This window comes from Variovorax sp. Root411, assembly GCF_001425205.1.
In the GTDB taxonomy this organism is placed as follows: Bacteria; Pseudomonadota; Gammaproteobacteria; order Burkholderiales; family Burkholderiaceae_C; genus Variovorax.
The window spans coordinates 1,136,628-1,162,032 of record NZ_LMDW01000001.1 but is presented as its reverse complement, the minus strand read 5'-3'; the positions used below and the strand labels follow the sequence as shown (position 1 = coordinate 1,162,032).

Below are 25,405 nucleotides of genomic sequence, written 5' to 3'. Positions count from 1 at the left end.
AAAATTGCTACAAAATCTGTAGCGAACGCCGGTCAGTCCTCGCGGACAAGCGGCACGATCTGGCTGGGAAACATATGGGGTGTTTCAGAGGCAAATCAACGCTTGTCGGCAACATCCTGGACGAGCCGTTGCACGAACGATTCGAGGGACATTGCTCCGAGGTCTTGATTGCCCCGGGCGCGCACTGCGACGGCACCTGCTTCCTTTTCCTTGTCGCCCACGACGAGGATGTAAGGGAGCTTTTGCAACGAATGCTTCCGTATTTTATACGTAATCTTCTCGTTGTGCAGATCCAGCTGGACCCTAAGCCCTTGATTCTGCAGCGTTTTCGCCACTGAAGCAGCGTAGTCCGCCTGCCCTTCGCTGATGTTGAGCACCGCCACCTGCACCGGAGCGAGCCATGCGGGCAGTGCGCCGGCATGGTGTTCGATCAGCATGCCGATGAAGCGCTCGAGGCTACCGACGATCGCGCGATGCAGCATCACGGGGTGCGCGCGGCCGCTCGATTCCGTCACGTATTCGCCGCCCAGGCGCTCGGCCGTGTTGAAGTCGACCTGCATCGTGCCGCACTGCCACTGGCGGCCCAGCGCGTCCTTCAGCGTGTATTCGATCTTCGGGCCGTAGAAGGCACCGTCGCCAGGCGAGATGATGAAGTCGACGCCCGAGCGGCGCAGCGCCTCCATCACCGCGTGCTCGGCCTTGTCCCACAGCTCGTCGGAGCCCACGCGGTTGTCGGGCCGCGTAGCCACCTTGTAGAGGATGTCCGTGAAGCCGAAGTCGGCGTAGACCTTCTGCAGCTGCTCCGTGTACGCGATGCACTCGTCGAGGATCTGGTCTTCCGTGCAGAAGATGTGGCCGTCGTCCTGCGTGAAGCCGCGCACGCGCATGATGCCGTGCAGCGCGCCGCTGGGTTCGTTGCGGTGGCACTGGCCGAACTCGCCGTAGCGCAGCGGCAGGTCGCGGTAGCTGCGCAGGTCGCTCTTGAAGATCAGCACGTGGCCCGGGCAGTTCATCGGCTTCAACGCGTACTCGCGCTTCTCCGACTCCGTCGTGAACATGTTGTCGCGGTAGTTCTGCCAGTGGCCCGTTTTCTCCCACAGGCTCTTGTCGAGAATCTGCGGCCCCTTCACCTCCCAATAGCCCGTGTCGCGGTAGATGCCGCGCATGTACTGCTCGACCTGCTGCCACACGGCCCAGCCCTTGGGGTGCCAGAAGACCACGCCCGGCGCCACTTCGTCGATGTGGAACAGGTCGAGTTCCTTGCCGAGCTTGCGGTGGTCGCGCTTCTCGGCTTCCTCGATGCGCTGGATGTACTGGTCGAGCTGCTTCTTGTCGGCCCAGGCCGTGCCGTAGATGCGCTGCAGCTGCTCGTTCTTGGCGTCGCCACGCCAGTAGGCACCGGCCAGCTTCGTGAGCTTGAAGACTTTCAGGAAACGCGTGTTCGGCACGTGCGGGCCGCGGCACATGTCGACGTATTCCTGGTGGTAGTAGAGGCCCATGGCCTGCTCGTCGGGCATGTCCTCGACGAGGCGCAGCTTGTAGTCCTCGCCGCGTGACTTGAAGACCTCGATGACCTCGGCGCGCGGCGTCATCTTCTTGACCACGTCGTAGTCCTGCGCGATCAGCTCGCGCATGCGCGCCTCGATGGCGGCCATGTCCTCGGGCGTGAAAGGGCGCTCGTACGAGATGTCGTAGTAGAAGCCCTCGTCGATCACGGGCCCGATCACCATCTTGGCCGTCGGATAGAGCTGCTTCACCGCATGGCCGACCAGGTGGGCCGTCGAGTGGCGGATGATTTCCAGGCCCTCGTCGTCCTTGGGCGTGATGATCTGGAGCCTGGCGTCGTGGTCGATGACGTCGCTGGCATCGACGAGCCGGCCGTCGATCTTGCCGGCCACCGTCATCTTGGCGAGCCCGGGGCCGATGGACTGGGCGACTTCGGCCACCGAAACCGGGCCGGGGAACTCGCGGCGCGAGTTGTCGGGAAGCGTGATCTGGATCATGTGGAAACCTCGGGAGAAAAACAAAAAAGCGCGGTGGATGCCGCGCTTTGCCTGGTTGAAGAGCTGGCAGAAACCAGCGAGCGCGGGGCTACCGGCCTTTTCCTTCGAAGAAGAAAAAGCCGCTGAATCCTTGCGGAGTAGTTCGCGGTGTCATAACCAAGGTGCCTTTCTCGCTCTTGTTGAGTGCAGAGGCGGCGATTCTAACTTCTGCCCGTTCAAGCCGCGGCCGCAGCGGCGCGGAGCCCCGGCGCCTCGCCGGGTTGCCCATAAAAAAGCCCGGCACGTGGCCGGGCTCGAGAGTGACAGCGAAAACTGCGTCCGCGGATCAGTGGAACTGCTCTTCCTCGGTCGAACCCGACAGCGCCTTCACGCTGGACGAACCGCCCTGGATCACGGTGGTCACGTCGTCGAAGTAACCCGCGCCCACTTCCTGCTGGTGCGACACGAAGGTGTAGCCCTTGTCGCGCGCGGCGAACTCGGGTTCCTGCACCATGTTGACGTAGTGCTTCATGCCTTCGCCGCGGGCGTAGGCGTGGGCGAACTGGAAGGTGTTGAACCAGTTGACATGGATGCCGGCCAGCGTAATGAACTGGTACTTGTAGCCCAGCTCCGACAGGTCTTCCTGGAACGAGGCGATCTGCTTGTCGTCGAGGTTCTTCTTCCAGTTGAAGGAAGGCGAGCAGTTGTACGACAGCAGCTTGCCGGGGCAGGCAGCGTGCACGGCCTGCGCGAATTCGCGGGCGAAGCCAATGTCCGGCACGCCGGTTTCGCACCACACCAGGTCGGCATAGGGCGCGTAGGCCACGCCGCGGCTGATGGCCTGCTCCAGGCCGTTCTTCACGCGGTAGAAGCCTTCAGGCGTGCGCTCGCCGGTCAGGAAGCGCTTGTCGTTGGCGTCGTGGTCGGAGGTGATCAGGTTCGCGGCTTCCGCATCGGTGCGGGCCAGCACGATGGTGGACACGCCCATGACGTCGGCGGCAAAGCGTGCCGAGATCAGCTTCTCGCAGGCTTCCTGCGTCGGCACGAGCACCTTGCCGCCCATGTGGCCGCACTTCTTCACAGCGGCCAGTTGGTCCTCGAAATGCACACCGGCTGCGCCGGAGGCAATCATGTTCTTCATGAGCTCGAAGGCGTTGAGCACGCCACCAAAACCGGCTTCCGCGTCGGCAACGATTGGCAGGAAATAGTCGATGAATTCCTTGTCGCCGGGGTTGATGCCGCGGCCCCACTGGATTTCGTCCGCGCGGCGGAAAGTGTTGTTGATGCGACGGACCATCGTCGGCACCGAGTCGTACGCATAGAGCGACTGGTCGGGATACATCGTCTCCGACGTGTTGCCGTCGGCGGCGACCTGCCAGCCCGACAGGTACACGGCTTCCAGGCCGGCCTTGGCCTGCTGCATCGCTTGGCCGGCGGAGATCGCGCCGAACGCGTTCACGTAGCCCTTCTTGGCGCCGCCGTTGATCTTGTCCCAGAGCTTCTCGGCACCGCGCCTGGCCAGCGTGTGCTCGATGGGGAACGAACCGCGCAGGCGCACGACGTCTGCCGCGCTGTAGCCGCGCTTGACACCCTTCCAGCGGGGGTCGGTGGCCCATTCTTTTTCGAGGGCGGCGATCTGCTGTTCGCGGCTCAGTTGTTCGGTGAGGGTCTGGGGCATGGTCACTCCGTGAGGTTGATTGAAGTTTGGCGCTGCGGCCGTGGAGTTACTTTAATCGAATCGCAGACTCTTATGTCTTATATAAGACATATTTTTCACCGAACAAAATCAACAACTTACAGAGATATTTCTCAATACAAAATTATTTTTCTCATATTGAGAAAAAATATTGCGGCGCAACAGCGGTGGATTTCGCTATGCGCAATCAGTCTTTCGGTTGTGAAAACCAGGTATCGCCGCGCGCCGCATGTGCGATCCAGTCGCCGCTTTCGATCACACGACGGCCCGCGATGCGCGCTCGATGGATCTCGTATGCCAGGCAATCGAACCACTGTCCGCCAACCTCCACCCGCACCCGTCGTTTGATGTACTCACCCGAGCCGCCGGCGGCCACCTCCTCGAGCACATCGAGCGCCGCCTCGACAGCGGGCTCGACGACGTAGACCTCGCCCCTCACGCGCCGCGTCCCACCCAGCACGACGCCCGGATAGGCGCCCAGGTCGTACAGCGTGCCGGCGATGCTGGCCTCGCCGATCCATACCGGCGCGGGCCGGTAGCGCGCGATGTCGTTGCGCCCGCCGCGGCGCAGCGTGCCGTAGACAAAAACGTGGGGCATTATCGAAATCGCTTTCTCCGCAACTACATGGCTTCAGTCTATTGAACTCCGCTACCCCTGCATCAGGCCGCCTCGTGGCCTACGGCTGCCTGGCCTTGAGCATGTCGCTCGTGGGCGGCTACGTCGCCCTTTCCAAACCTCTTGTCGCGGCCTTTCCGGTGCTGCTGCTCGCGTGGCTGCGCTTCGGCATCGCCGCGCTGGCCATGCCGCATTGGCTCAAGCGCGCGACCGAAGAGCCACCGATGGCGGCGCGCACGCGCTGGCTGGTGTTCCTCGAGTCCTTCCTCGGCAACTTCATGTTCTCGATCTGCATGCTGTTCGGCGTGAGCCTGACGAGTGCGGTGTCCGCGGGCGTGATCATGGCGTCGATCCCCGCATGCGTGGCCGTCGCGAGCTGGCTCTTCCTGCGCGAGCGCATCACCGTGCGCATCGGCCTGGCCATCGGCTGCGCCGCGCTCGGCATCGGCCTGCTCGCGTTGTCGCCAGCGCACGCGCCGGCATCGCCCGCCTCCACGCAATCGCCCATGCCCTGGCTCGGCAACCTGCTGGTGTTCTGCGCGGTGCTGTGCGAGACGGCGTATGCGGTGATCGGCAAGTCGCTCACGGGACGGTTGGGGCCCAAGCGCATCGCCTCGCTCATCAATCTCTGGGGCTTCGTGCTCTCGATGCCCTTCGGCATCTGGTTCGCGCTGCAGTTCGACTTCACCTCGGTGCGCTTCGGCACCTGGGCGCTGCTCGTGGCCTATGCGCTCGCCGCGAGCATCTGGACGGTGTGGCTCTGGATGACCGGACTTCGCCACGTACCAGCCGCACAGGCGGGTGTTTTCGCCGTGATGCTGCCCGTGAGCGCGGCCCTCGTGGGCGTGCTCGTGCTGGGTGAAAGCCTCTCTTCGCCACAGCTGGTTGCGTTCGTGATCGCGCTCGCGGGCGTGGTGCTCGCGACGTGGCCCGGACGCGGAACGTGAAAAAGCACGCTTCTCCCCTCTGAAAAAAACAACAACTCCCAATGAAAAAAGCGCTTTTTCCCTTGGAAACGCGTTTTTTCTCATTTAGCATCCGCAATGCCACTGGAGACGCAAGTTTTTCATTGGTGAGTGTTCAACCAAAAAAGGAAATCAACCATGGCAACTGCAAAGAAGGCTCCGGCCAAGAAAGCTCCGGCAAAGAAGGCCGCTCCCGCAAAGAAGGCGGCGGCTCCTGCGAAGAAGGCTGCACCGGCCAAGAAGGCTGCGGCTCCTGCCAAGAAGGCTGCTCCGGCGAAGAAGGCTCCTGCCAAGAAGGCCGCTCCCGCAAAGAAGGCTGCTCCCGCCAAGAAGCGCACGCCCAACGCCGCGTTCATGAAGGCCTTGACCCCCAGCCCGGCACTGGCCGCTGTGGTCGGCTCGACGCCGCTGCCGCGTACCGCTGTCGTGAGCAAGCTGTGGGACTACATCAAGAAGAACAATCTTCAGGACAAGGCCAACAAGCGCAACATCAACGCCGACGCCAAGCTGAAGGAAATCTTCGGCAAGCCGCAAGTGTCGATGTTCGAGCTGGCCGCGCTGATCGGCAAGCACGTCAAGTAAGCGCTCAGGGGCCTCGCGCTCCTGAATCAAAAAGCTGGCTTCATGCCGGCTTTTTTTTTCGCCTGCGGCGGCGAGCTTCCTATGCGCCTGTGCGATGCACGCCTTGCGTTAATTCCCCAATTGGTTAAATTCTCGCCATGAAGGCATCGAAGGATTCCTCACCCCAGGCACTCGAACCCCGCTCGCGCGACGCCGACCGTTCGCAGCTCGCCATCCTCGCGTCGGCGCGCGACGAGTTCGCGGCGCGCGGCCTTGCCGGTGCTCGCATGGACAGCATCGCCGAGCGCGCAGGCCTGAACAAGCGCCTCATCTACTACTACTTCGGCAGCAAGGACGATCTGTTCCTCGCGGTGCTGGAGCGCACCTACGCCGACATCCGCGAGGCCGAGCAGCGCCTGCACCTCGACGAGATCGAGCCGGTCGAGGCCATCCGCCAACTGGTGTCGTTCACTTGGCACTACTACCTCGAGCACCCCGAGTTCATCACGCTGCTCAACAGCGAGAACCTGCACTGCGCGGCGCACCTGAAGCGCTCCGAACGCATTCAGGAAATGAACTCGCCGCTGGTGCAGCTGCTCGACACCGTGCTCGAGCGCGGTCGCCGCGACAAGCTGTTTCGCTCGGGCGTGGACCCGGTGCAGCTGTACATCTCCATCGCGTCGCTCTGCTACTTCTACCTCTCGAACAACCATACGCTGTCGGCCATCTTCGGGCGCGACCTGCGTGCGCCCAAGGCGATGGCGCAACGCCTCTCGCATATGACCGACCTCGTGCTGGGCTACGTCCTGCACTAAGCCTCAGCGCGCCTTCGCACACCCCGGGTATTCACTAGGCATCGGCCGTTGACGCTGCGGCGCAGCCGTTTCTACAATGAATAATTCACTCAATGGTGAATTGATCGATTCGAGAAGACGACCCGACCGCGCGGAGACATTCCATGAAGTTCCTTGCCTCGCTGACCTGCGTCCTTACCCTGCTGCCGTGCGTGGCCTCCGCGCAGGGCGCCTACCCCAGCAAGCCGATCCGCGTGGTCGTGCCCTTCGCGGCCGGCAGCACCACCGACATCATTGCGCGCGCCATCACAGACAAGATGAGCCTGAGCATGGGCCAGACGCTGGTCATCGACAACCGAGGTGGTGCGAGCGGCACCATTGGCCAACAAGCCGTGGCCACGGCCGCGCCCGACGGCTACACGGTGATGATCCACTCGTCGTCGCATACGGTGAGCCCCTCGACCTTCGCCAAGCTGCCCTTCGACACGCTGCACGACTTCGCGGGCGTTACGCCCATCTCTTCGCTGCCCAACGCGCTGGTCATCTCACCCACGAAGAACATCAAGACGCTGCCGCAGCTGCTTGCCGCCGCGCGCGCCAAGCCCGGCAGCATGAACTTCGCCTCTGCCGGCCAAGGCAGCGCCACACACCTGAACGCCGAGAAATTCAAGATTGCCGCGAAGATGGACGCCACCAACATTCCCTTCAAGGGATCGGGCGAGGCCGTCACCGAGGTGCTCTCGGGCCGCGTCGACTATTACTTTTCGCCCATCGCACCGGTCATCGGCCAGATCAAGGAAGGCCAGCTGCTGGCGCTGGCCGTCGGTTCGCCCAAGCGCGCCGCCGCCCTGCCCGATGTGCCCACGACCACCGAGGCTGGCGTGCCCGGCTCCGAATTCAACTTCTGGATCGGGATGATGGCACCCGCCAAGACCCCGCGCGACATCGTCGAGCGGCTGAACGCCGAAGTGGCGAAGGCCCTGGCCTCACCCGAGGTGAAGGAGCGCTTCGCCAAGCTCGGCGCCGACGCATGGACGCTCAGGCCCGAGCAGTTCGATGCCTACATCAAGGAAGAGATCGCGAGCAACGCGCAACTTGTGAAGGCCGCCGGCCTGTCGGTCCAGCAGTAGACACGCACGCACGCTTCGATACCCGCCATGCTCCGCAAGCTCCTGCTCTCTCCGGCCCTGCGCCCTTTCATCCTGATCCTGTTGCTGCTGGTGCTGTGGGACCTGGCGATCCGGCTCTTCAGGATTCCGGCCTACCTGATTCCGCCGCCGTGGGAGGTCGTGAAGCAGCTCATTGCCGAATGGCCGCGCCTGCTCGGCGAGAGCTGGAAGACCACGCTCGCCACGCTCGGCGGCTTCGGTCTGACGATCCTGATCGGCATTCCGATCGCGATGGTCATCGCCTACTCGCGCGTCGTCGAGTCGTACGTCTACCCGCTGCTGGTGTTCTCGCAGAGCATTCCGAAGGTAGCGATTGCGCCGCTGTTCGTGGTGTGGTTCGGCTTCGGCATCTTCCCGAAGGTGATCAGCGCCTTCCTGCTGGGCTTCTTCCCTGTGGTGGTGTCCACGGTGATGGGCTTCAAGTCGGTCGAGCCAGACATGCTCGACCTGGCCCGCTCGATGGGCGCGAGCCGGCTGCAGACCTTCTTCAAGATCAGCCTGCCGCAAGCCATGCCCGCGATCTTCAGCGGCCTGAAGGTGTCGGTCACGCTGGCTGTGGTGGGCGCGGTGGTCGGCGAGTTCGTCGGCTCCAACTCGGGCATCGGCTATGTGCTGCAGGTGGCCAACGGCAACTTCGACCTGCCGCTGATGTTCGCCGCGCTGGTCGTGCTGTCGAGCATCGGCGTGATCCTTTTCGTCGCCGTCGACCTGGTCGAGCGCGTGATGATTCCGTGGCACGCCTCGCAGCGCCACGTGCAATGAGTTCCTTCGTCACATCTACAAAACTTCCGGAGACAACGCCATGAAGAAACTGCTTCCCTCGATGCTTGCCGTCGCTGTGACCGCACTGGCCACGTTTGCCATCGCACCCGCCCATGCCCAGGTCGACAAGCCCAAGGACAAGGTCACGCTGATGCTCAACTGGTACCTGTACAGCGAGCACGCGCCCTTCTTCCTCGGCAAGGAAAAGGGCTTCTACGCCGACGAGGGTATCGACCTCGACATCCAGGAAGGCCGCGGCTCCGCCGTCACCGCGCAAGCGGTGGCCGCCAAGTCGGCCACCTTCGGCTACATCGACGTCACGACCATGATCAAGGCCGCCGCCAAGGGCGCGCCGCTGAAGTCGACCGGCGTGCTGTTCCAGGTGAGCCCGATGTCGGTCATGGGCTTCACCGAGAAGAACGTCAGGGCGCCGAAGGACATCGTCGGCAAGACCGTGGCCGTCACGCCCGGCGACTCGATGTCGCAGATGTGGCCGCTGTTCCTCAAGGTCAACAACATCTCGCCGGACCAGGTGAAGATCGTCTCGGGCGATGCCCAGACCAAGCTCAATGCAGTGACCAGCGGCCAAGCCGACCTGCTGCTGGGCTATGTGATGGATCAGGCGATCAAGCTGCAGGACGCCACTGGCAAGCCTGTGACGCCGATCCGCTTCGCCGACTCGGGCGTGAACCAGATCAGCTCCGGGATCATCGCCAACAAGAACCTGCTGACGGAGAACCCCGACCTCGTGAAGCGCTTCATGCGCGCCTCGACCAAGGCCGCCGAAGCCGCCGAGAAGAGCCCCGAGGCCGCGGTCGATGCGATGCTCAAGGCCAACCCTAAAGCTGGCGTGCGCGACACGCTGATCGTAGGCATGAAGCAGAGCGTGGCGCTCTATCACACGAAGGAAACGGCCAACCAGCGCCCGTTCCGCGTGGCGATGAAAAACGTGAACGACTCGCTCGACCTGCTGGTGCAGTACGGCGGCATGGACCCGTCGACGCGCGGCAAGCCCGAGGACTACGTGACGCTGGATTTCTTGCCCTGATTGGCTCGCCCCCAGGTTGCGCGCACTTCGTGTCGCTTCGCCTACCCCTACCGGGGGCAGCACCTGCGGCCCTGCAAAGCCGGTCCCGCGGTGTTCCCCGAAAACGCAAAGCTCGATGCCCACTGATATCCTGATCGAAGCGCGAGGCGTCTCGAAGACCTACCAAAGCAAGGATGGCCCCGTCGAGTCGCTCAGGCCTCTAGCCTTCTCCGTCAAGGAAGGCGAGTTTGTCTCCGTCGTCGGCCCCTCGGGCTGCGGCAAGAGCACGCTGCTGAAGATGGTGGCGGGCCTGCTGCCCATCAGCGGCGGCGAGCTCACGCTGGCGGGCAAGCCGATCAAGGGTCCGCAGAAGGACGTGGGCATCGTATTCCAGAGCGCGGTGCTGCTGCCCTGGCGCAGCGTGGAAGACAACATCCTGCTGCAGGCCGAGATGCGCCACCTGCCCAGGGCGTCATCGCAGGCCCGCGCACGCGAGCTGATGGAGATGGCCGGCCTCAAGGGCTTCGAGGGCAAGTACCCCTGGCAGCTCTCGGGCGGCATGCAGCAACGCGCCTCGATCTGCCGCGCGCTGCTGCACGACCCGTCGGTGCTGCTGATGGACGAGCCCTTCGGCGCGCTCGACGCGATGACGCGCGAGAAGATGAACCTCGAGCTGCAGCGCATCTGGATGGCATCGAAGAAGACGGTGATGCTGATCACCCACAGCATTCCCGAGGCGATCTTTCTGTCGGACCGCGTGATCGTGATGAGCGAGCGGCCAGGTTCGATCGCCGCTGTGTACGACATCGACCTGCCGCGCCCCCGCACGCTCGACATGATGGGCTCGGCAGAGTTCGGCGCGTACACGAAGATTGTGCGCGCGCATTTCTTCTCGCAAGGCATCCTGGACCACTGAAGGCACCGGCCATGGATGCAATCCGCTTTCACATCGAAGAGATCCACTTCGCCGAGCGCGACGTGACGCTGCGGCTGCCGTTCCGCTTCGGTGCGGCCACCGTCACGGCTTGCCCGCAGGTTTATGTGAAAGCCCGCATCCGCTTTTCGAATGGCCGCACGGCCGAGGGCTGTGCCGCCGAGATGATGGTGCCCAAGTGGTTCGACAAGAACCCGACGCTCACCAATGAACAGAACTTCGAGCAATTGCGCTTCGCGTTGCGCGATGCGCGCGAGGCCTATATCGCCGAGCCCGACGCGCAGACCGCGTGGACGCACTTCGCCTCCAACTACGAGGCGCTGCAGTCACTCGCCAAGGCCAAGGGCCTGCGACCTCTGGTGGCCAGCTACGGCCCGGCGCTGATCGATCGCGCACTGCTCGACGCGCTGTGCCTGCACAGCGGCGCGAGCTTCGCGACGGCCATGAGCGGCAACCTCTGCGGCATCGACGTCGCAGGCAGCGGCCTGGCCGATGACCTCGCCGGCTTCGACATGCCAGCCTTCCTGGCGAAGCAGTCGCCGCGCACGCGCATCGCGGCGCGCCACACGGTGGGCCTCGCCGATGCCATCGACGACTACGACGCCCTGCCTGGCGCCCCCGCCGACGGCCTTCCGACGACGCTCGAAGCCGCCGTTCGCCGCTACGGCCTCACGCACTTCAAGCTCAAGCTGTGCGGCGACATCGCGCAGGACATTGCACGCCTCGAACGCATCGCCCGCGTCATCGATGGCCATGCCCTGCTCGTGACGCTCGATGGCAACGAGCAGTACGCCGACGCCGATGCGTTCGCCATCTTCCTCGACCGCATGCTGTCCACGCCCGTGCTCTGGGAGCTCGCGCAAAAGACCGTCTTCGTCGAGCAGCCGATCCGCCGCGACGCGGCGCTGCAGCGCGACGTGTCCGCGCTCGGCAAGCGCATTCCATTGCTCATCGACGAATCAGACGGCACGCTCGACGCCTTCGTGCGGGCCCGCGCGCTTGGCTACACCGGCGTGTCGAGCAAGAGCTGCAAAGGCTTCTACAAGTCAGTGGTCAATGCGGCACGCTGCGTGCACTGGAACGCGGCGGAAAAAAGCTCACGCTATTTTCTTTCCGGCGAAGACCTCACCATGCAGGCCGGCGTTGGCGTGCAGCAAGACCTTGCACTCGTCGGCTGGCTCGGCCTCTCGCACGTCGAGCGCAACGGCCACCACTACGTCAACGGCCTCGCGGCCGTGCCCGAGGCGGAGCAGCAGTCTTTGCAGAAGCTGCACCCCGGCCTGTACGAAACCAGCGACAGCGCCGTGCGCCTCGCCATCCGCGACGGACAGCTCAACGTGTCGTCGCTCGCCTCCACACCCGGTTTTGCCACCGGCAGACCCGGCGCCGGCATCTCGTGGGACGCCATGCGTTCCGTCTACTGAAGCCCCTCCCGTATCCCAAGGAACAAAACGATGGCCACCCAACGTCTAGGAATCATCATGCACGGCGTCACCGGCCGCATGGGCATGAACCAGCACCTGATCCGCTCGATCTGCGCCATTCGCGCGCAAGGCGGCGTGACGCTGTCGAACGGCGACAAGGTGATGCCCGATCCGATCCTCATCGGCCGCAACGCCGAGAAGATGGAAGCGCTCGCCAAGGCCCACCACATCGCGCGCTGGGGCACCGACCTCGACAAGGCGCTGGAGAACAAGGACGACACCATCTTCTTCGACGCCGGCACCACGCAGATGCGCCCCACGCTGCTGGCCAAGGCCATCCGCGCCGGCAAGCACGTGTACTGCGAAAAGCCGATCGCCACCAACCTGAACGAAGCCGTCGAGATCGCGCGCCTGGCAGAAGGCTCCGGCCTGAAGCATGGCGCGGTGCAGGACAAGCTCTTTCTCCCGGGCCTGCGCAAGCTCGACATGCTGCGCCGCGCGGGCTTCTTCGGCCGCATGCTCAGCGTGCGCCTGGAGTTCGGCTACTGGGTGTTCGAGGGCGACCTGCAGCCCATCCAGCGCCCGAGCTGGAACTACCGCAAGGAAGACGGCGGCGGCATGATCCTGGACATGATGTGCCACTGGCGCTACGTGCTGGACAACCTGTTCGGCGAAGTGAAAGCTGTGTCGTGCATAGGCGCCACTCACATTCCCAAGCGCTGGGACGAAGCCGGTCAGCCCTACGAGGCCACCGCCGACGATGCGGCCTATGCCACCTGCGAACTCACGGGCCACAACGGCGAGCCGGTGATCGCGCAAATCAACATGAGCTGGGCGACGCGCGTGCGCCGCGACGACCTCGTGACCTTCCATGTCGACGGCACCGATGGCTCCGCCGTGGCGGGCCTGTCGAGCTGCCGCGCCCAGTCGCGCGTGGCCACGCCGCGCCCGGTGTGGAACCCCGACGAAAAGCAGATGATGAATTTCTTCGACCAGTGGCAGGAGATTCCGGACTCGCAGGTCTACGACAACGGCTTCAAGATCCAGTGGGAGCACTTCATTCGCCACGTGGTCGAGAACGAGCCCTACAAGTGGACGCTGCCCGAAGGCGCCAAGGGCGTGCAGCTGGTCGAGGCCGCGCTCGCGTCGTGGAAGGACCGCCGCTGGGTCGACGTGCCCGCGCTGAAGGTCTGAGGTTCGCGACATGGCTCTTGCGCTGACTCTTCCCACTGCGAGCGGCGCGCTCGCGCCCTATGCCCTGCGCGGCACCGCACCGGTAAAGCCCGATGCGGGCGTCAAGTTCAACCGCATCGCCTACTCGGCCGCGCACGTCGTCGCCGACCCGCTCGCGGCCATCGACCCGTGGCTGCAATCGGCGGTCGACTGGGACACCACCATCGCCTACCGCCGCCACCTGTTCTCGCTGGGTCTTGGCGTGGCCGAGGCCATGGACACCGCGCAGCGCGGCATGGGCCTGGACTGGCCTACCTCGCTCGAGCTGATCCGCCGCTCGCTCGATGCGGCCCGAGACGTGCCGGGTGCGCTGGTGGCCTCGGGCTGCGGCACCGATCACCTCAACATCGACGACGTGAAGAGCGTGGACGACGTGATCCGCGGCTACGAAGAGCAGATGGCCGCCATAGAGGCGCTCGGCGGCAAGCTGATCGTGATGGCCAGCCGCGCGCTGGCCCGCGTTGCCAATAGCCCCGCCGACTACGAGCGCGTGTACGACCGCATCCTGCGTCAGGCAAAGCAGCCGGTGGTGCTGCACTGGCTCGGCGACATGTTCGACCCGGCGCTGGCCGGCTATTGGGGCACGAAGGATATCGACGCGGCAATGGACACCGCCGTGGGCATCATCGCGGCGCATCCGGACAAGGTCGACGGCATCAAGATTTCGCTGCTCGACAAAGACAAGGAAATCGCGATGCGCCGACGGCTGCCAGCCGGTGTTCGCATGTACACGGGCGACGACTTCAACTACGCCGAGCTGATCGCAGGCGACGGCTTCGGTGACGAGCCCACGCACGGCAAGAGCGATGCGCTGCTCGGAATCTTCGACGCCATCGCACCGGCCGCCAGCGCCGCGCTCGGCGCGCTCGCTCAGGGCCACACCGCGAAGTTCCACGCCATCCTCGGCCCCACGGTCCCGCTGTCGCGCCACATCTTCGCGGCGCCCACGCGCTTCTACAAGACCGGCGTGGTGTTCATGGCGTGGCTCAACGGCCACCAGAAACACTTCACGATGGTAGGCGGCCAGCAGAGCACGCGTTCGCTCCCGCACTTTGCCGAACTGTTCCGGCTGGCCGATGCGGCGAACCTGCTGGAGCAGCCCGAGCTGGCCGTTCGGCGCATGAAGACACTGCTGGCCCTGCACGGCGTGGAAGGTTGAAGCAACATGCGCGATTTCTCGCAGAACCACGACTGGCTGTCGATCAACACCGCGACGATCCGCAAGCAATCGGGCTCCGAGGTGCCGCTCGACCGCATCATCGACCAGTGCGCCGAACGCGGCATCCGCGCCATCAGCCCCTGGCGCGACCAGGTGGCGACCGTCGGGCTCGACAAGGTGGCCAGGCAGCTGAAGACGCACGGCATCGGCCTGTCGGGCTATTGCCGCGGTGGCTTCTTCCCCGCTCCCGACGCCGCTGGCCTGAAGGCCGCGCTCGACGACAACCGCCGGGCCATCGACGAGGCGAAGACGCTCGATGCCCCCTGCCTCGTGCTCGTGGTCGGCGCGCTGCCAGGTGCGTTCGAAGGCAAGGCCGCTTACAAGGACATCGGCCGTGCGCGCGGCGAAGTACGCGACGGCATCGCCGCATCGCTCGAATATGCCCGCGAGGTCGGCATGCCGCTCGCCATCGAGCCCCTGCACCCGATGCAGGCAGCCGATCGCGCGTGTATCAATACGCTCGAACACGCGCTCGACCTCTGCGACGAACTCGACGCGGGCAAGAGCGGCATGCTCGGCGTGGCGCTCGACATCTACCACGTGTGGTGGGACCCGAAGCTGCAGCAGCAGATCGCCCGCGCCGGCCGCGAACGCTTGCTGGCCTACCACGTCTGCGACTGGCTCACGCCCACGCGCGATCTGCTCTCCGACCGCGGGATGATGGGTGACGGCGTGGTCGAGCTGAAGAAGATTCGCGGCTGGGTCGAGGATGCGGGCTTCGCGGGGTTCAGCGAGGTCGAGATCTTCTCGAACCTCGACTGGTGGCAACGGGCCGGTGCGGAGACATTGGACGTCTGTATTGAGCGACACAAGGAGGCCGTCTAGACGCAGGTTCAGTTTCGGGGCGCGTGCACAGGCCACCGGGTACTCCCCTGCGCGAATGTCCCCCGCTTCGCTCCTCCTTTATTTCGCTGCGGGGAGCACCCGATGCCCTGTGCACAGTGAACGCTCTGCTTGCGTCGGCGGTTCAACCGCTCTGCTGATCGATCACGCCGATGGGGTGCCTTGCGCAGCGAAATAAAGGAGGAGCGAAGCGGGGGACATTCGCGGAGCAAGGCACCCCGGCGGCGTGAGCGCGCCCTGAACGGCCCCCTGAACAGCAGCCACCTGTGCTGCAATTCGCCCATGGCCACCCCGACCCTCGACGACCTGCGCCGCTATGCAATAGCGCGCACCCTCTTCAAGCCCACGACGCTGCCCTCCGCAATCCGCCAACTCGGCTTCGTGCAAGCCGATCCGATCCGCGCCCCGGCGCGCGCACAAGACCTCACGCTGCGCCATCGCGTGAAAGACTACCGCGCAGGCGATCTCGAAAGCCGCTACACCCGTCTCGCGGTGGAAGAAGACTGCCTCGTCAACTACGGCTTCCTGCCGCGCGAACACTTGGCGCTGATGCATCCGCGCGAAGCCAAGCGCGCATGGGACGCCGACACGCGGCGCAAGGCAGCCGATGTGCTCGCCTACGTGCGAGAACACGGCCCGGTGCACCCGCGCCAGGTGGAGCAGCACTTCGCGCACGGCCGCATCAAGAACTACTGGGGCGGTTCCAGCAACGCGACCACGCACCTGCTCGACGAGATGCACTATCGCGGCATGCTGCGCGTGGTGCGGCGCGACAGCGGCACGCGCGTCTACGAAGCCGTGACGCACCAGCCCGCCGACGACAGCCCCGCCGGCCGCGCCCAACGCGCCGCCGCGCTGATCGAACTCGTGGTGCGCAAGTACGCGCCGCTGCCGGCCGCGAGCCTGACGTACCTCGTGCGGCTGCTCGGCTATGGCGCGCCGCACCTGTCGCAGCAGACGCAGGCGGCCCTGCGCATCGCCCGCGAAGAACTCGCGAGCTGCCGCATCGACGGCACCACGTGGTACTGGCCCGCGGACGAGAACCCCGTCTCGCGCCGGCACGACCCCGACGACGCGGTGCGCCTGCTGGCGCCGTTCGATCCCGTCGTGTGGGACCGCCGCCGCTTCGAGCTGCTCTGGGACTGGACGTACAAGTTCGAGGCCTACACGCCGGCACCCAAGCGCCAGTTCGGCTACTACGCGCTGCCGATGCTGCATCACGACCGAGTGATCGGCTGGGCCAACGTGACGGCGCCCGAGGGCCGGCTGCAGCCGGCTTTCGGCTATGCCGGCAAGAAACCACGCGACGCGGCCTTCCGCGCGGCGCTCGACGACGAACTGCACCGCATGACGCAGTTCCTGGCCGGGCGCTGAGCCCGGACAAAATCCCCTTGCGCCCGAAGGTCTGGCGCGCGGGCGACAACCCCGCGCGACAACGGGCTTCTAGAATCGCGCCGTTGTCCGGTTCGCCGGACGGCAAGCGTTCTCAGGGCGGGGTGCAATTCCCCACCGGCGGTGATGGCGGCGTAAAAAACCGCACAAGCCCGCGAGCGCCTGAGGCCTGCGCAAGCAGGCCAAGGGGTCAGCAGATTTCGGTGCGATTCCGAAGCCGACGGTCACAGTCCGGATGAAAGAGAGCGCGAAATGCGGGCAAGCCCGCGCGCTCTGCCGTGAGCGCGCGGCCTGCCTTGCGGTTTCGTGCGCCCTGATTCAGGAAACCTGCTTTCAGAGGCACACCATGAGTCAGATCAACGACCTTCCCCTCTCCGCCATCACCGCGTCGAATGCATCGCGCGGCGAGCGCATCGCCTTCGTCGAAGCGCAATGGCATTCGGACATCGTCCACCAGGCACGCGACGCCTTCCTCGAAGAAATGGCGCGCCTTGGCGTGGCCCGCGAACGCATCGACATCTTCGACGTGCCGGGCGCCTTCGAAATCCCGCTGCATGCCAAGCGGCTCGCCAACTCGGGCAAGTACGCGGCCATCATCGGCTGCGCGCTGGTGGCCGACGGTGGCATCTACCGCCACGAGTTCGTGGCGAACACGGTGGTCAGCACGCTGATGTCGCTGCAACTGGAAACCGACGTGCCGATCTTCTCGGCCGTGCTCACGCCGCATCATTTCCACGAGCACGTGGAGCACCGCAAGTACTTCCACCGCCACTTCGCGGTCAAGGGCACGGAAGTGGCCGAGGCCTGCTTCAAGACGCTCGAAGGACTGAAGAAGGTCGACGCGCTGCTGGCGGCGTGACAACAGGCGCAAGCCTGCAGTAATCTGGGCGGATGAGCGAAGACCGCTACACCCTCTACGGCGCGCCCGGTTCGGGCGCCACGCCCATTCACGCCGCGCTGACGCTGATCGGCGCGCAGGTCGAAACCGTCGAGATCTCCCCCTGGGAAAGCGAGGCCGAGCGCGAACGCATGTCGGGCATCAATCCGATGCGGCAGGTGCCCGCCCTCGTGCTGCCCTCGGGCGAGTTGATGACCGAGAGCGCGGCCATCCTGATCTGGCTCGGCGACCGCTACCCCGAGGCCGGGCTCTGCCCCGCGCCCGGCGATCCGCTGCGCGCGCGCTACCTGCGCTGGATGGTCTACCTGTCGGCGTCCATCTATTCGCTGTTCTGGGTGCGCGACGAACCCACGCGCCTTACGCCCGACCCGGCCGCGCAGGCCGTGATGCTAGAACGCACCGCCGAGCGCATCGCGCACTGCTGGCACCTGATGGACACGCAGATCGACGAGCCCGCGCCCTACCTGCTCGGCGAGAGGCTGAGCATGCTTGACCTGTACGTGACCGTGATGTCGCGCTGGACGCCGCGGCGCAGGCGCTTCTACCGCGTGGCGCCGCGCATGGCCCGGGTGGTTCGCCTCGTGGATGCCGACCCGCGGCTGGCAGACTTCTGGGCGGCGCGCTTTACCTTCACCACGACCCCTTCGACCCCATGACCGCACGCACACCGACCACCGCCTATCCGATGACGATCTATCACAAGCCCAACTGCAGCACCTCGCGCAACGTGCTGTCGCTGATCCGCGAAAGCGGCGTGGAGCCCGAGATCGTGCTGTACCTGGAGACGCCGCCATCGAAGAAGAAGCTGCGCGAACTGGCGAAGGCGATGAACATGGGCGCGCGCGATCTGCTGCGCGCCAAGGAAGCGCCATACGAAGAACTGAAGCTGGCCGATCCGAAATGGACCGACGACCAGCTGTTCGACGCCATCGTCGAGCATCCGATCCTGCTGCAGCGGCCCATCGTGGTGTCTCCGCGCGGCACGCTGATGTGCCGGCCGTGGGAGCGCGTGCGCGAGATCCTGCCGGCCTGAAGCGTCAGCCCGCGGCCTGCTGCGCCAGGCCCCACGCGACATGCTCGCGCACGAGTTCGCTCGAATGCCCGGCGCGTGTCGCCAGCGCCTCCAGCGCACCGGTCTCGCCCGCTCTCGCCGCGTTGCCCAGTGCCACGGCGATGTTGCGCAGCCAGCGCTCATGCCCGATGCGGCGAATGGGACTGCCCTCGGTGCGGCGCAAGAAATCTTCTTCCGTCCACGCAAAAAGCTCGGCCAGCGTGCGCCCCGTGAGCCCTTCGCGCGCATCGAAGTCGGGCAGCTCGCTCTTCTTCGCGAACTTGTTCCAGGGGCAGATCAGCTGGCAGTCGTCGCAACCGTAGATGCGGTTGCCCATCAGCGGCCGCAGCTCCAGCGGAATGGGCCCGCCGTGCTCGATGGTGAGGTACGAGATGCAGCGCCGCGCATCCAGCCGCTGCGGCGCGACAATGGCTCGCGTGGGGCAGATGTCGATGCAGGCGCTGCAGCTGCCGCAGTGCGCCGTGACGGGCTCGCTCGGCGGCAGTTCCATGTCGACGTAGATCTCGCCCAGGAAGAACATCGAGCCCGCGTTGCGGTCCAGTATCAGCGTGTGCTTGCCGCGCCAGCCTTGCCCGCTGCGCGAGGCCAGCTCGGCTTCGAGCACGGGGGCCGAGTCGGTGAAGGCGCGGTGGCCGAAAGGCCCGACCTCTTCCGCGATGCGCTCGGCCAGTTTTGCGAGGCGGTTGCGCAGCACCTTGTGGTAGTCGCGGCCGCGCGCATAGACCGAAACGATGGCTTCGCCGGGCCGCGTGAGCCGATCGAACTCGATGGCCTGCCACTCGGGCCCGGTGCTGCGCGGCAGGTAGTCCATGCGCGCGGTGATCACGCTCACCGTGCCCGGCACCAGTTCGGCCGGACGGGCGCGGCGCGTGCCGTGTGTTGCCATGTATTGCATTTCGCCATGGAACCCTTGGGCCAGCCATTGCATCAGACCGTCCTCGGCGCTCGATAGATCGACGCCCGCGATTCCGATTTGGGAGAATCCGAGTTCCCGGGCCAAAGCCTGAATACGAACAACGAGTGGATGGCTGACGATCACTTGCCGATTGTAGAAACGCACAAGAACACCCGCATCCTGCGCTGGTGCAGCGAAGCCGACACCGACGCCTTCGCGCGATCGCTGGCCGCTTCGCCCGCATTGCGCGACGCTTTCATTGCGCTGCAAGGCGACCTCGGCGCCGGCAAGACCACCTTCGTGCGCCACCTGCTGCGCGCGCTCGGCATCGCGGGCCGCATCAAGAGCCCCACCTACGCGGTGGTCGAGCCCCACGAGGCGCCCGACGGCCTGCAGATCTTCCATTTCGATTTCTACCGCTTCGCCGATCCGCGCGAATGGGACGACGCCGGCTTCCGCGACATCTTCGCGGGACCGGGCCTCAAGCTGGCCGAATGGCCGGAAAACGCCGCGGGCCGCACACCAGTTGCCGACCTCGCTATTAAAATAGAAGCAATGACCGACGACACACGCAGCGTGACCCTTCTCGCGAACACCCCTCGCGGCAGCGATCTGCTGGCGCGCACTGCCGCATGAAGGCGCGCGGCCTGAAACGGCGCGTGCTGCTGCAGGGCGGCAGCATCGCGCTGATGCTCGGCGTGCACCAGATCGCGCGCGGCGCCAGCATCCTCGCGGTGCGCGTCTGGCCGGCGGCCGACTACACGCGCGTGACCATCGAGTCCGATGCGCGGCTCAGTTCGCAGCAGCTCGTGGTCGGCAGCCCGCCACGGCTGGCCGTCGACATCGAAGGCATCGAGCTCAGCCCCGAGCTGCGCGAGCTGGTCGGCAAGATCAAGCCGGGTGACCCGTACATCAACGGCCTGCGCGTCGGCCAGAACGCGCCGAAGGTGGTGCGCATCGTTTTCGACCTGAAGCAGGCCGTGGTGCCGCAGGTGTTCTCGCTCGCGCCCGTGGCTGCATACAAGCACCGGTTGGTGCTCGACCTGTATCCCGAGCAGGCGGTCGATCCGATGGAAGCGCTGATCGCCGAGCGCCTGCGCGATGCGCCCCGCGGCGGCAACAACAACAGCTCCCCGGCCGTGGCCGGCGCACCGCCCGCACCGGCGCGCCCCGCCCCGACCGCCATCGATCCGCTGGGCGACCTGATGGCACAGCAATCGGTGCGTCCCGGCCCTCCCGCACCGCCGCCGCCCGTGGTGGCCGGCAGCGAGCGCCCGGCGGGGCTGCCCGTGCCCCTGACTCCCCCGCCGCCTGCGGTGGCCGCGACACCTTCCAGGCCCGTCGCGCCGCCGGTGGCCGCCGGACGCGGCGACGCCACGGCGAGCCGCACCGACCGCATCATCATCGTGGCGCTCGACCCCGGCCACGGCGGCGAAGACCCTGGCGCCATCGGCCCCAACGGCACGCGCGAGAAAGACATCGTGCTGCAGGTGGCGCACCGGCTGCGCGAGCGCATCAACGCAAGCAGCGTGAACGGCAGCCCGATGCGCGCGTTTCTCACGCGCGACGCCGACTTCTTCGTGCCGCTGGGCGTGCGCGTGCAGAAGGCGCGGCGCGTGCAGGCCGACCTGTTCGTGAGCATCCATGCCGATGCCTTCACCACGCCCGCCGCGCGCGGCGCCAGCGTGTTCGCGCTGAGCCAGAGCGGCGCGTCGAGCAGCGCGGCGCGCTGGCTCGCCAACAAGGAAAACGACGCCGACAAGGTCGGCGGCGTGAACGTCGGCAATCACGAGGCACAGGTACAGCGCGCGCTGCTCGACATGAGCACGACCGCGCAGATCAACGACAGCTTGAAGCTCGGCGGCGCAATGCTCGGCGAGATCAAGGGCATCGGCGCGCGGCTGCACAAGGGGCAGGTCGAACAGGCCGGCTTCGCGGTGCTGAAGGCGCCGGACATCCCGAGCGTGCTGGTGGAGACGGCCTTCATCAGCAACCCCGAAGAAGAAGCCAACCTTCGCCGTGTCGATTACCAGGAGAACCTGGCCGATGCGCTGATGCGCGGCATCCAGCGCTATTTCGCCCAGAACCCGCCTCTGGCGCGCAGCCGGCAGCTCTGATCTCGCGCAGCGGCTTTTGTAAAGCCAAAGCACGCCCTTCCGTCCCACGCCGTGCGGCCCGCTACACCGCACAGGCAGGTGCGGCAGGCTCCTACACCGGGGACTCGCCTTGCGGACATGATGAATCATCACTTCTCGAAAGGTGGACATCATGAACACACGTCTCTGGATCGCTGCAGCCGCAGCCACTTCGGTCATGACGATTGCGGGCTGCGCGAGTGGCCCTAACCAGAATCTCGGGACTGGGGTAGGCGCCGTAGGCGGCGCGCTGGTGGGCAATGCCATCGGCGGCAACACGGCAAGCACGTTGGGTGGCGCGGCCATCGGCGGCGTCATCGGCAACCAAGTCGGCCGCAGTGCCGATGAGCGCAACTACTACAACCAGCAGCGCTATCCCCGCGGCAGCGGCTACTACCCGGGCAACGGGCCGAACTACTGATCCGCAGCCTGAACGACAAAGCGCGCCCATTGGCGCGCTTTGTCGTTGATGCGCAGGGCCGGTCGTCAGGCCCGCGCCGCGCGCGCCTTCTCCGCCTTCGATGCACGCCACGCGCCGAAGATCGCGAGCAGGCCGGGCACGAAGATCAGCGCCCAGATGATCTTGTCCAGATGCTGGCGCACGAAGGGCAGGTTGCCGAAGAAATAACCCGCTGTTGCAATGCCCAGCACCCAGATGAGCCCCCCGACCACGTTGTACATGGTGAACTTCGCGCGGCTCATCTCGGCCACGCCGGCCACGAAGGGCGCGAAGGTGCGAATGAAGGGCATGAAGCGCGCGAGGATGATCGTGATGCCGCCATAGCGCTCGTAGAAGCCGTGGGCCTGGTCGAAGGCCTTGCGGTTGAAGAAGCGCGAGTTCTCCCACTGGAATACCTTCGGCCCGAAGTAGCGGCCGATCGAATAGTTGCACTGGTCGCCCAGGATGGCCGCGGCGATGAGGATCCCGCAGGCCAGCGGAAAGCTCATGAGCCCCACGCCGCAAAGCGCGCCCACGATGAAGAGCAGCGAGTCCCCGGGCAGGAACGGCATCACCACCGCACCAGTTTCGACGAAGACGATGAGGAACAGCAGCGCGTAGACCCAGGGACCGTAGGCAATGACGAAGGCTTCGAGGTGCTTGTCGACGTGAAGGATGAAGTCGACGAGAAAGCTGATGATTTCCATGGGGGCGGATTATCCTTGCGGAAACCGAACGCTCCCTGAATCACCCCAATGCTGCACATACGCGCTGCCACCGATGCGGACTGGCCCGCCATCTGGTCCGTCCTCGAACCGACCTTCCGCCGTGGCGACACATACACCTACGCCCCCGACGTGACCGAAGAGCAGGCACGCCATTCGTGGACGAAAGTGCCCACCGCAACCTTCGTGGCATGCAACGAGGAAGGCACTGTGCTGGGCACCTACGTCATCCGCCCCAACCAGCCGGGCCAGGGCTCGCACGTGAGCAACTGCGGCTACGTAGTATCCGATGCCGCGCGCGGCATGGGTGTGGCATCGGCGCTGTGCGAACACTCGCAGCAGGAGGCGCTGCGCATGGGGTTCCGCGCGATGCAGTTCAACTTCGTGGTGTCCACCAACGAGGGCGCGGTGCATCTCTGGCGCAAGCTGGGCTTTGACATCGTCGGCACGCTGCCCGGCGCGTTCCAGCATCCGCAGCACGGCTTCGTGGATGCCTTCGTCATGTTCAAGCAATTGCGACAGCCGTAACTGGCCAGCGCCTGGATGAGCGCGCTTTTAGAATGCCCCGGTGAGCGCCCTCCCCACTTCCATCTCCCCCACCGAACGCCGCCCGATCCGCGAACTCCCCGACGAGCTGATCAGCCAGATCGCCGCCGGCGAAGTCGTCGAGCGCCCCGCCTCGGTGGTGCGCGAGCTGCTGGACAACGCGCTCGACGCGGGAGCCGGCCAGATCACGGTGCGGCTGGCCTCGGGCGGCGTGCGGCTGATCTCGGTCGAGGACGACGGCCTGGGCATACCGCGCGAGGAACTCACGGTGGCCCTGCGCCGCCACGCGACCAGCAAGATCGCGAGCCTCAACGACCTCGAAACAGTCGGCACCATGGGATTCCGAGGCGAAGCGCTGGCCGCCATCAACGCGATCGCCGAACTCAGCATCCTGTCGCGCTTCGCCGGTTCCGAGGGCGCCTTCGCGCTCGACGGCCGCACCGGCGAATTGCGGCCCGTGGCCCGCTCCACCGGCACCACGGTCGAGGTGCGCGAGCTGTTCTTCGCAACTCCCGCGCGCCGCAAGTTCCTGAAGACCGACGCCACCGAGCTGGCCCATTGCATCGAGGCGGTGCGCCGCCACGCGCTGGCACGGCCCGAGGTGGGCTTTTCGGTCTGGCATGACGGCAAGCTGGTCGAGCAGTGGCGCGCCGCCACCACGCGCGAGCAGCGGCTGGCGGACGCACTGAGCGACGATTTCGTGGCGCAGAGCGTGGCCGTCGAGCGTGAAGGCGGCCCGGTGCGCGTGATCGGCCGCGCCGGCATTCCCGATGCGGCGCGCTCGCGCGGCGACCAGCAGTTCTTCTACGTCAACGGCCGCTTCGTGCGCGACAAGGTGCTGTCGCACGCGGTGCGCAGCGCGTACGAAGACGTGCTGCACGGACAACGCCAGCCGATCTATGCGCTGTACCTCGAAATCGATCCGGCGCGCGTCGACGTGAACGTGCATCCGACCAAGATCGAGGTGCGCTTTCGCGACGGGCGCGAGGTGCACCAGGCGGTGCGCCACGCCATCGAGGACGCGCTGGCGGCTCCGCGCGCGGGCGACGCCGTAGCGGCCCCGGGCGCGCCGCAGCCGTTCTTCAAGCAGGCCCCTCTGCCGTCGAACGCCAGCTGGGCGCAGCCCGCCATCAATTTCACGGCGCGGGAACGCGGCGCCGGCGACTTCGAGGCCATGTGGCCCAGGCGCAGCGAGCAGTTGGCGCATGCGGCGGAGCCCACCGCCTCGCACCTCTGGCCTTCGGTCAGTGCGGTGCCGACGACGTTCCCGGCACCCGCAGGGCTGCCCGTGGACGCAGACACCGCCCCTCTCGCCACCGAGGAGGAGGCATGGCCACTGGGCCGTGCGCTGGCGCAGCTGCAGGGCATCTACATCCTGGCCGAGAACAGCCAGGGCCTCGTGATCGTCGACATGCACGCGGCGCACGAGCGCATCGTCTACGAGCGGCTGAAGACCCAGCTCGACGGCGCGGCCATCGCCAGCCAGCCGCTGCTGATCCCGGCCACCTTCGCCGCCACGCCACAGGAAGTGGCCACCGCCGAGGCCTGCGCCGAGGTGCTGCCCACGCTGGGCCTGGAAATCACCCCCTTCTCGGCGCGCACCCTCGCGGTGCGTGCCGTGCCCGGAACGTTGGCCGACGGCGATCCGGTAGAACTGGCGCGCAGCGTGCTGGCCGAGCTGGGCCAGCACGACGCGAGCACCGTGGTGCAGCGCGCCCAGAACGAACTGCTGTCCACCATGGCCTGCCACGGGGCGGTGCGGGCCAACCGAAAGCTCACCATCGACGAGATGAACGCACTGTTACGCCAAATGGAAGCAACAGAACGTTCGGACCAGTGCAACCACGGCCGGCCGACCTGGCGCCAGCTGTCGGTTCGCGAGCTCGATTCGCTGTTCATGCGCGGCCGATAGGCAGATCAGCGCTTTTTAAGCCTTTTTTCTAGGGTTTTCCGCCGTCATCGGAATTGTGGGCACGTACGTTGCATAGGTTCGTCAAGGCGCCAGCGAGCGTTGTTTCGGGGGGTTACCAAAGTGCAGTGTCGGCGCACCTCGGTGAAAGCAGATGAACTTTTCAGCC

The 25,405-nt window shown here is 65.8% G+C and carries 25 protein-coding genes and 1 riboswitch; of the genes, 20 read left to right on the top strand and 5 right to left on the bottom strand.

Features of this window, described 5'->3' with window-relative positions:
- Window positions 1-95 precede the first annotated feature (95 nt).
- The 3 genes from thrS to ASC92_RS05395 all read right to left on the bottom strand — a co-directional run bounded on the left by thrS (window position 96) and on the right by ASC92_RS05395 (window position 4,276).
- Window positions 96-2,003, bottom strand: a complete 1,908-nt coding sequence (thrS, locus tag ASC92_RS05405; RefSeq protein WP_056511297.1) for a threonine--tRNA ligase — start codon at window positions 2,001-2,003, stop codon at window positions 96-98.
- Between the two features lie 325 nt (window positions 2,004-2,328).
- Complete coding sequence (gene aceA, locus ASC92_RS05400) at window positions 2,329-3,660, bottom strand: isocitrate lyase (protein ID WP_056511293.1); 1,332 nt, start codon at window positions 3,658-3,660, stop codon at window positions 2,329-2,331.
- Window positions 3,661-3,865: 205 nt separating this feature from the next.
- Window positions 3,866-4,276, bottom strand: a complete 411-nt coding sequence (locus ASC92_RS05395) for a gamma-glutamylcyclotransferase (protein WP_056511289.1) — start codon at window positions 4,274-4,276, stop codon at window positions 3,866-3,868.
- A gap of 41 nt (window positions 4,277-4,317) precedes the next feature.
- Between ASC92_RS05395 and ASC92_RS05390 the strand changes: the two genes are divergently transcribed.
- The 15 genes from ASC92_RS05390 (at window position 4,318) to arsC (ending at window position 18,548) form a co-directional block, all read left to right on the top strand.
- The gene (locus tag ASC92_RS05390; RefSeq protein ID WP_056511286.1) at window positions 4,318-5,241 is read left to right on the top strand and encodes a DMT family transporter; all 924 of its coding nucleotides are present in this window, start codon (window positions 4,318-4,320) and stop codon (window positions 5,239-5,241) included.
- Window positions 5,242-5,397: 156 nt separating this feature from the next.
- Window positions 5,398-5,841 (top strand): SWIB/MDM2 domain-containing protein, encoded by a 444-nt coding sequence (locus ASC92_RS05385; RefSeq protein WP_056511283.1) that lies wholly within the window; start codon window positions 5,398-5,400, stop codon window positions 5,839-5,841.
- Window positions 5,842-5,978: 137 nt separating this feature from the next.
- The gene (locus ASC92_RS05380) at window positions 5,979-6,635 is read left to right on the top strand and encodes a TetR/AcrR family transcriptional regulator (protein WP_056511280.1); all 657 of its coding nucleotides are present in this window, start codon (window positions 5,979-5,981) and stop codon (window positions 6,633-6,635) included.
- Between the two features lie 143 nt (window positions 6,636-6,778).
- On the top strand, window positions 6,779-7,744 hold the full coding sequence (locus tag ASC92_RS05375) for a tripartite tricarboxylate transporter substrate binding protein (protein WP_056511276.1): 966 nt from the start codon (window positions 6,779-6,781) through the stop codon (window positions 7,742-7,744).
- 27 nt (window positions 7,745-7,771) lie between these two features.
- Complete coding sequence (locus ASC92_RS05370) at window positions 7,772-8,545, top strand: ABC transporter permease (protein ID WP_056511273.1); 774 nt, start codon at window positions 7,772-7,774, stop codon at window positions 8,543-8,545.
- A gap of 40 nt (window positions 8,546-8,585) precedes the next feature.
- Entirely contained in the window at window positions 8,586-9,593 is a 1,008-nt protein-coding gene (locus tag ASC92_RS05365) for an ABC transporter substrate-binding protein (protein ID WP_056511269.1), read from the top strand.
- A 115-nt stretch (window positions 9,594-9,708) separates the two neighbouring features.
- Window positions 9,709-10,488 carry an ABC transporter ATP-binding protein gene (locus tag ASC92_RS05360; RefSeq protein WP_056511266.1) on the top strand — a complete coding sequence of 260 codons (780 nt, stop codon included), beginning with the start codon at window positions 9,709-9,711 and terminating at the stop codon, window positions 10,486-10,488.
- A gap of 11 nt (window positions 10,489-10,499) precedes the next feature.
- Window positions 10,500-11,930 carry an enolase C-terminal domain-like protein gene (locus ASC92_RS05355; protein ID WP_056511263.1) on the top strand — a complete coding sequence of 477 codons (1,431 nt, stop codon included), beginning with the start codon at window positions 10,500-10,502 and terminating at the stop codon, window positions 11,928-11,930.
- A 30-nt stretch (window positions 11,931-11,960) separates the two neighbouring features.
- Window positions 11,961-13,124: a Gfo/Idh/MocA family protein gene (locus ASC92_RS05350; RefSeq protein WP_056511262.1), complete on the top strand. Its 1,164-nt coding sequence runs from the start codon at window positions 11,961-11,963 to the stop codon at window positions 13,122-13,124.
- Between the two features lie 10 nt (window positions 13,125-13,134).
- A complete protein-coding gene (locus ASC92_RS05345; RefSeq protein ID WP_056511259.1) occupies window positions 13,135-14,322 on the top strand; it encodes a dihydrodipicolinate synthase family protein in 1,188 nt (395 codons plus the stop codon).
- Window positions 14,323-14,328: 6 nt separating this feature from the next.
- Entirely contained in the window at window positions 14,329-15,207 is an 879-nt protein-coding gene (locus ASC92_RS05340; protein ID WP_056511256.1) for a sugar phosphate isomerase/epimerase family protein, read from the top strand.
- Between the two features lie 300 nt (window positions 15,208-15,507).
- The gene (locus ASC92_RS05335; protein WP_056511253.1) at window positions 15,508-16,599 is read left to right on the top strand and encodes a DNA glycosylase AlkZ-like family protein; all 1,092 of its coding nucleotides are present in this window, start codon (window positions 15,508-15,510) and stop codon (window positions 16,597-16,599) included.
- A gap of 104 nt (window positions 16,600-16,703) precedes the next feature.
- Window positions 16,704-16,868: riboswitch (FMN riboswitch) on the top strand.
- A 95-nt stretch (window positions 16,869-16,963) separates the two neighbouring features.
- Entirely contained in the window at window positions 16,964-17,476 is a 513-nt protein-coding gene (locus ASC92_RS05330) for a 6,7-dimethyl-8-ribityllumazine synthase (protein ID WP_056511250.1), read from the top strand.
- A 32-nt stretch (window positions 17,477-17,508) separates the two neighbouring features.
- On the top strand, window positions 17,509-18,171 hold the full coding sequence (locus tag ASC92_RS05325; RefSeq protein WP_056511247.1) for a glutathione S-transferase family protein: 663 nt from the start codon (window positions 17,509-17,511) through the stop codon (window positions 18,169-18,171).
- On the top strand, window positions 18,168-18,548 hold the full coding sequence (gene arsC / locus ASC92_RS05320; RefSeq protein WP_056511244.1) for an arsenate reductase (glutaredoxin): 381 nt from the start codon (window positions 18,168-18,170) through the stop codon (window positions 18,546-18,548). The genes ASC92_RS05325 and arsC overlap by 4 nt, the downstream gene beginning before the upstream one ends.
- Before the next feature lie 4 nt (window positions 18,549-18,552).
- Here arsC and queG read toward each other — a convergent pair whose 3' ends face one another.
- The gene (queG, locus tag ASC92_RS05315) at window positions 18,553-19,626 is read right to left on the bottom strand and encodes a tRNA epoxyqueuosine(34) reductase QueG (RefSeq protein WP_056511242.1); all 1,074 of its coding nucleotides are present in this window, start codon (window positions 19,624-19,626) and stop codon (window positions 18,553-18,555) included.
- On the opposite strand from queG, the gene tsaE reads away from it, so the two are divergent.
- The 3 genes from tsaE (at window position 19,612) to ASC92_RS05300 (ending at window position 22,038) form a co-directional block, all read left to right on the top strand.
- A complete protein-coding gene (tsaE, locus tag ASC92_RS05310; RefSeq protein ID WP_007836569.1) occupies window positions 19,612-20,118 on the top strand; it encodes a tRNA (adenosine(37)-N6)-threonylcarbamoyltransferase complex ATPase subunit type 1 TsaE in 507 nt (168 codons plus the stop codon). The two genes, queG and tsaE, sit on opposite strands and share 15 nt — an antisense overlap.
- Window positions 20,115-21,599: an N-acetylmuramoyl-L-alanine amidase gene (locus ASC92_RS05305; protein WP_056511240.1), complete on the top strand. Its 1,485-nt coding sequence runs from the start codon at window positions 20,115-20,117 to the stop codon at window positions 21,597-21,599. The genes tsaE and ASC92_RS05305 overlap by 4 nt, the downstream gene beginning before the upstream one ends.
- A gap of 151 nt (window positions 21,600-21,750) precedes the next feature.
- Complete coding sequence (locus ASC92_RS05300; protein WP_056511894.1) at window positions 21,751-22,038, top strand: glycine zipper domain-containing protein; 288 nt, start codon at window positions 21,751-21,753, stop codon at window positions 22,036-22,038.
- A gap of 65 nt (window positions 22,039-22,103) precedes the next feature.
- On the opposite strand, the gene ASC92_RS05295 is transcribed toward ASC92_RS05300, so the two are convergent.
- The gene (locus ASC92_RS05295; protein ID WP_056511237.1) at window positions 22,104-22,763 is read right to left on the bottom strand and encodes a DedA family protein; all 660 of its coding nucleotides are present in this window, start codon (window positions 22,761-22,763) and stop codon (window positions 22,104-22,106) included.
- 48 nt (window positions 22,764-22,811) lie between these two features.
- Between ASC92_RS05295 and ASC92_RS05290 the strand changes: the two genes are divergently transcribed.
- Window positions 22,812-23,309 carry a GNAT family N-acetyltransferase gene (locus tag ASC92_RS05290; RefSeq protein ID WP_056511235.1) on the top strand — a complete coding sequence of 166 codons (498 nt, stop codon included), beginning with the start codon at window positions 22,812-22,814 and terminating at the stop codon, window positions 23,307-23,309.
- Window positions 23,310-23,349: 40 nt separating this feature from the next.
- The gene (mutL, locus tag ASC92_RS05285; RefSeq protein WP_056511230.1) at window positions 23,350-25,239 is read left to right on the top strand and encodes a DNA mismatch repair endonuclease MutL; all 1,890 of its coding nucleotides are present in this window, start codon (window positions 23,350-23,352) and stop codon (window positions 25,237-25,239) included.
- The last annotated feature ends 166 nt before the right edge of the window (window positions 25,240-25,405 follow it).

What these genes read in the sequence shown, in the direction of transcription:
- thrS (WP_056511297.1), bottom strand. Translation starts at nt 2,003, where the DNA reads ATGATCCAGATCACGCTTCCCGACAACTCGCGCCGCGAGTTCCCCGGC.
- aceA (WP_056511293.1), bottom strand. Translation starts at nt 3,660, where the DNA reads ATGCCCCAGACCCTCACCGAACAACTGAGCCGCGAACAGCAGATCGCC.
- ASC92_RS05395 (WP_056511289.1), bottom strand. Translation starts at nt 4,276, where the DNA reads ATGCCCCACGTTTTTGTCTACGGCACGCTGCGCCGCGGCGGGCGCAAC.
- ASC92_RS05385 (WP_056511283.1), top strand. Translation starts at nt 5,398, where the DNA reads ATGGCAACTGCAAAGAAGGCTCCGGCCAAGAAAGCTCCGGCAAAGAAG.
- ASC92_RS05380 (WP_056511280.1), top strand. Translation starts at nt 5,979, where the DNA reads ATGAAGGCATCGAAGGATTCCTCACCCCAGGCACTCGAACCCCGCTCG.
- ASC92_RS05375 (WP_056511276.1), top strand. Translation starts at nt 6,779, where the DNA reads ATGAAGTTCCTTGCCTCGCTGACCTGCGTCCTTACCCTGCTGCCGTGC.
- ASC92_RS05370 (WP_056511273.1), top strand. Translation starts at nt 7,772, where the DNA reads ATGCTCCGCAAGCTCCTGCTCTCTCCGGCCCTGCGCCCTTTCATCCTG.
- ASC92_RS05365 (WP_056511269.1), top strand. Translation starts at nt 8,586, where the DNA reads ATGAAGAAACTGCTTCCCTCGATGCTTGCCGTCGCTGTGACCGCACTG.
- ASC92_RS05360 (WP_056511266.1), top strand. Translation starts at nt 9,709, where the DNA reads ATGCCCACTGATATCCTGATCGAAGCGCGAGGCGTCTCGAAGACCTAC.
- ASC92_RS05355 (WP_056511263.1), top strand. Translation starts at nt 10,500, where the DNA reads ATGGATGCAATCCGCTTTCACATCGAAGAGATCCACTTCGCCGAGCGC.
- ASC92_RS05350 (WP_056511262.1), top strand. Translation starts at nt 11,961, where the DNA reads ATGGCCACCCAACGTCTAGGAATCATCATGCACGGCGTCACCGGCCGC.
- ASC92_RS05345 (WP_056511259.1), top strand. Translation starts at nt 13,135, where the DNA reads ATGGCTCTTGCGCTGACTCTTCCCACTGCGAGCGGCGCGCTCGCGCCC.
- ASC92_RS05340 (WP_056511256.1), top strand. Translation starts at nt 14,329, where the DNA reads ATGCGCGATTTCTCGCAGAACCACGACTGGCTGTCGATCAACACCGCG.
- ASC92_RS05335 (WP_056511253.1), top strand. Translation starts at nt 15,508, where the DNA reads ATGGCCACCCCGACCCTCGACGACCTGCGCCGCTATGCAATAGCGCGC.
- ASC92_RS05330 (WP_056511250.1), top strand. Translation starts at nt 16,964, where the DNA reads ATGAGTCAGATCAACGACCTTCCCCTCTCCGCCATCACCGCGTCGAAT.
- ASC92_RS05325 (WP_056511247.1), top strand. Translation starts at nt 17,509, where the DNA reads ATGAGCGAAGACCGCTACACCCTCTACGGCGCGCCCGGTTCGGGCGCC.
- arsC (WP_056511244.1), top strand. Translation starts at nt 18,168, where the DNA reads ATGACCGCACGCACACCGACCACCGCCTATCCGATGACGATCTATCAC.
- tsaE (WP_007836569.1), top strand. Translation starts at nt 19,612, where the DNA reads ATGGCTGACGATCACTTGCCGATTGTAGAAACGCACAAGAACACCCGC.
- ASC92_RS05305 (WP_056511240.1), top strand. Translation starts at nt 20,115, where the DNA reads ATGAAGGCGCGCGGCCTGAAACGGCGCGTGCTGCTGCAGGGCGGCAGC.
- ASC92_RS05300 (WP_056511894.1), top strand. Translation starts at nt 21,751, where the DNA reads ATGAACACACGTCTCTGGATCGCTGCAGCCGCAGCCACTTCGGTCATG.
- ASC92_RS05295 (WP_056511237.1), bottom strand. Translation starts at nt 22,763, where the DNA reads ATGGAAATCATCAGCTTTCTCGTCGACTTCATCCTTCACGTCGACAAG.
- ASC92_RS05290 (WP_056511235.1), top strand. Translation starts at nt 22,812, where the DNA reads ATGCTGCACATACGCGCTGCCACCGATGCGGACTGGCCCGCCATCTGG.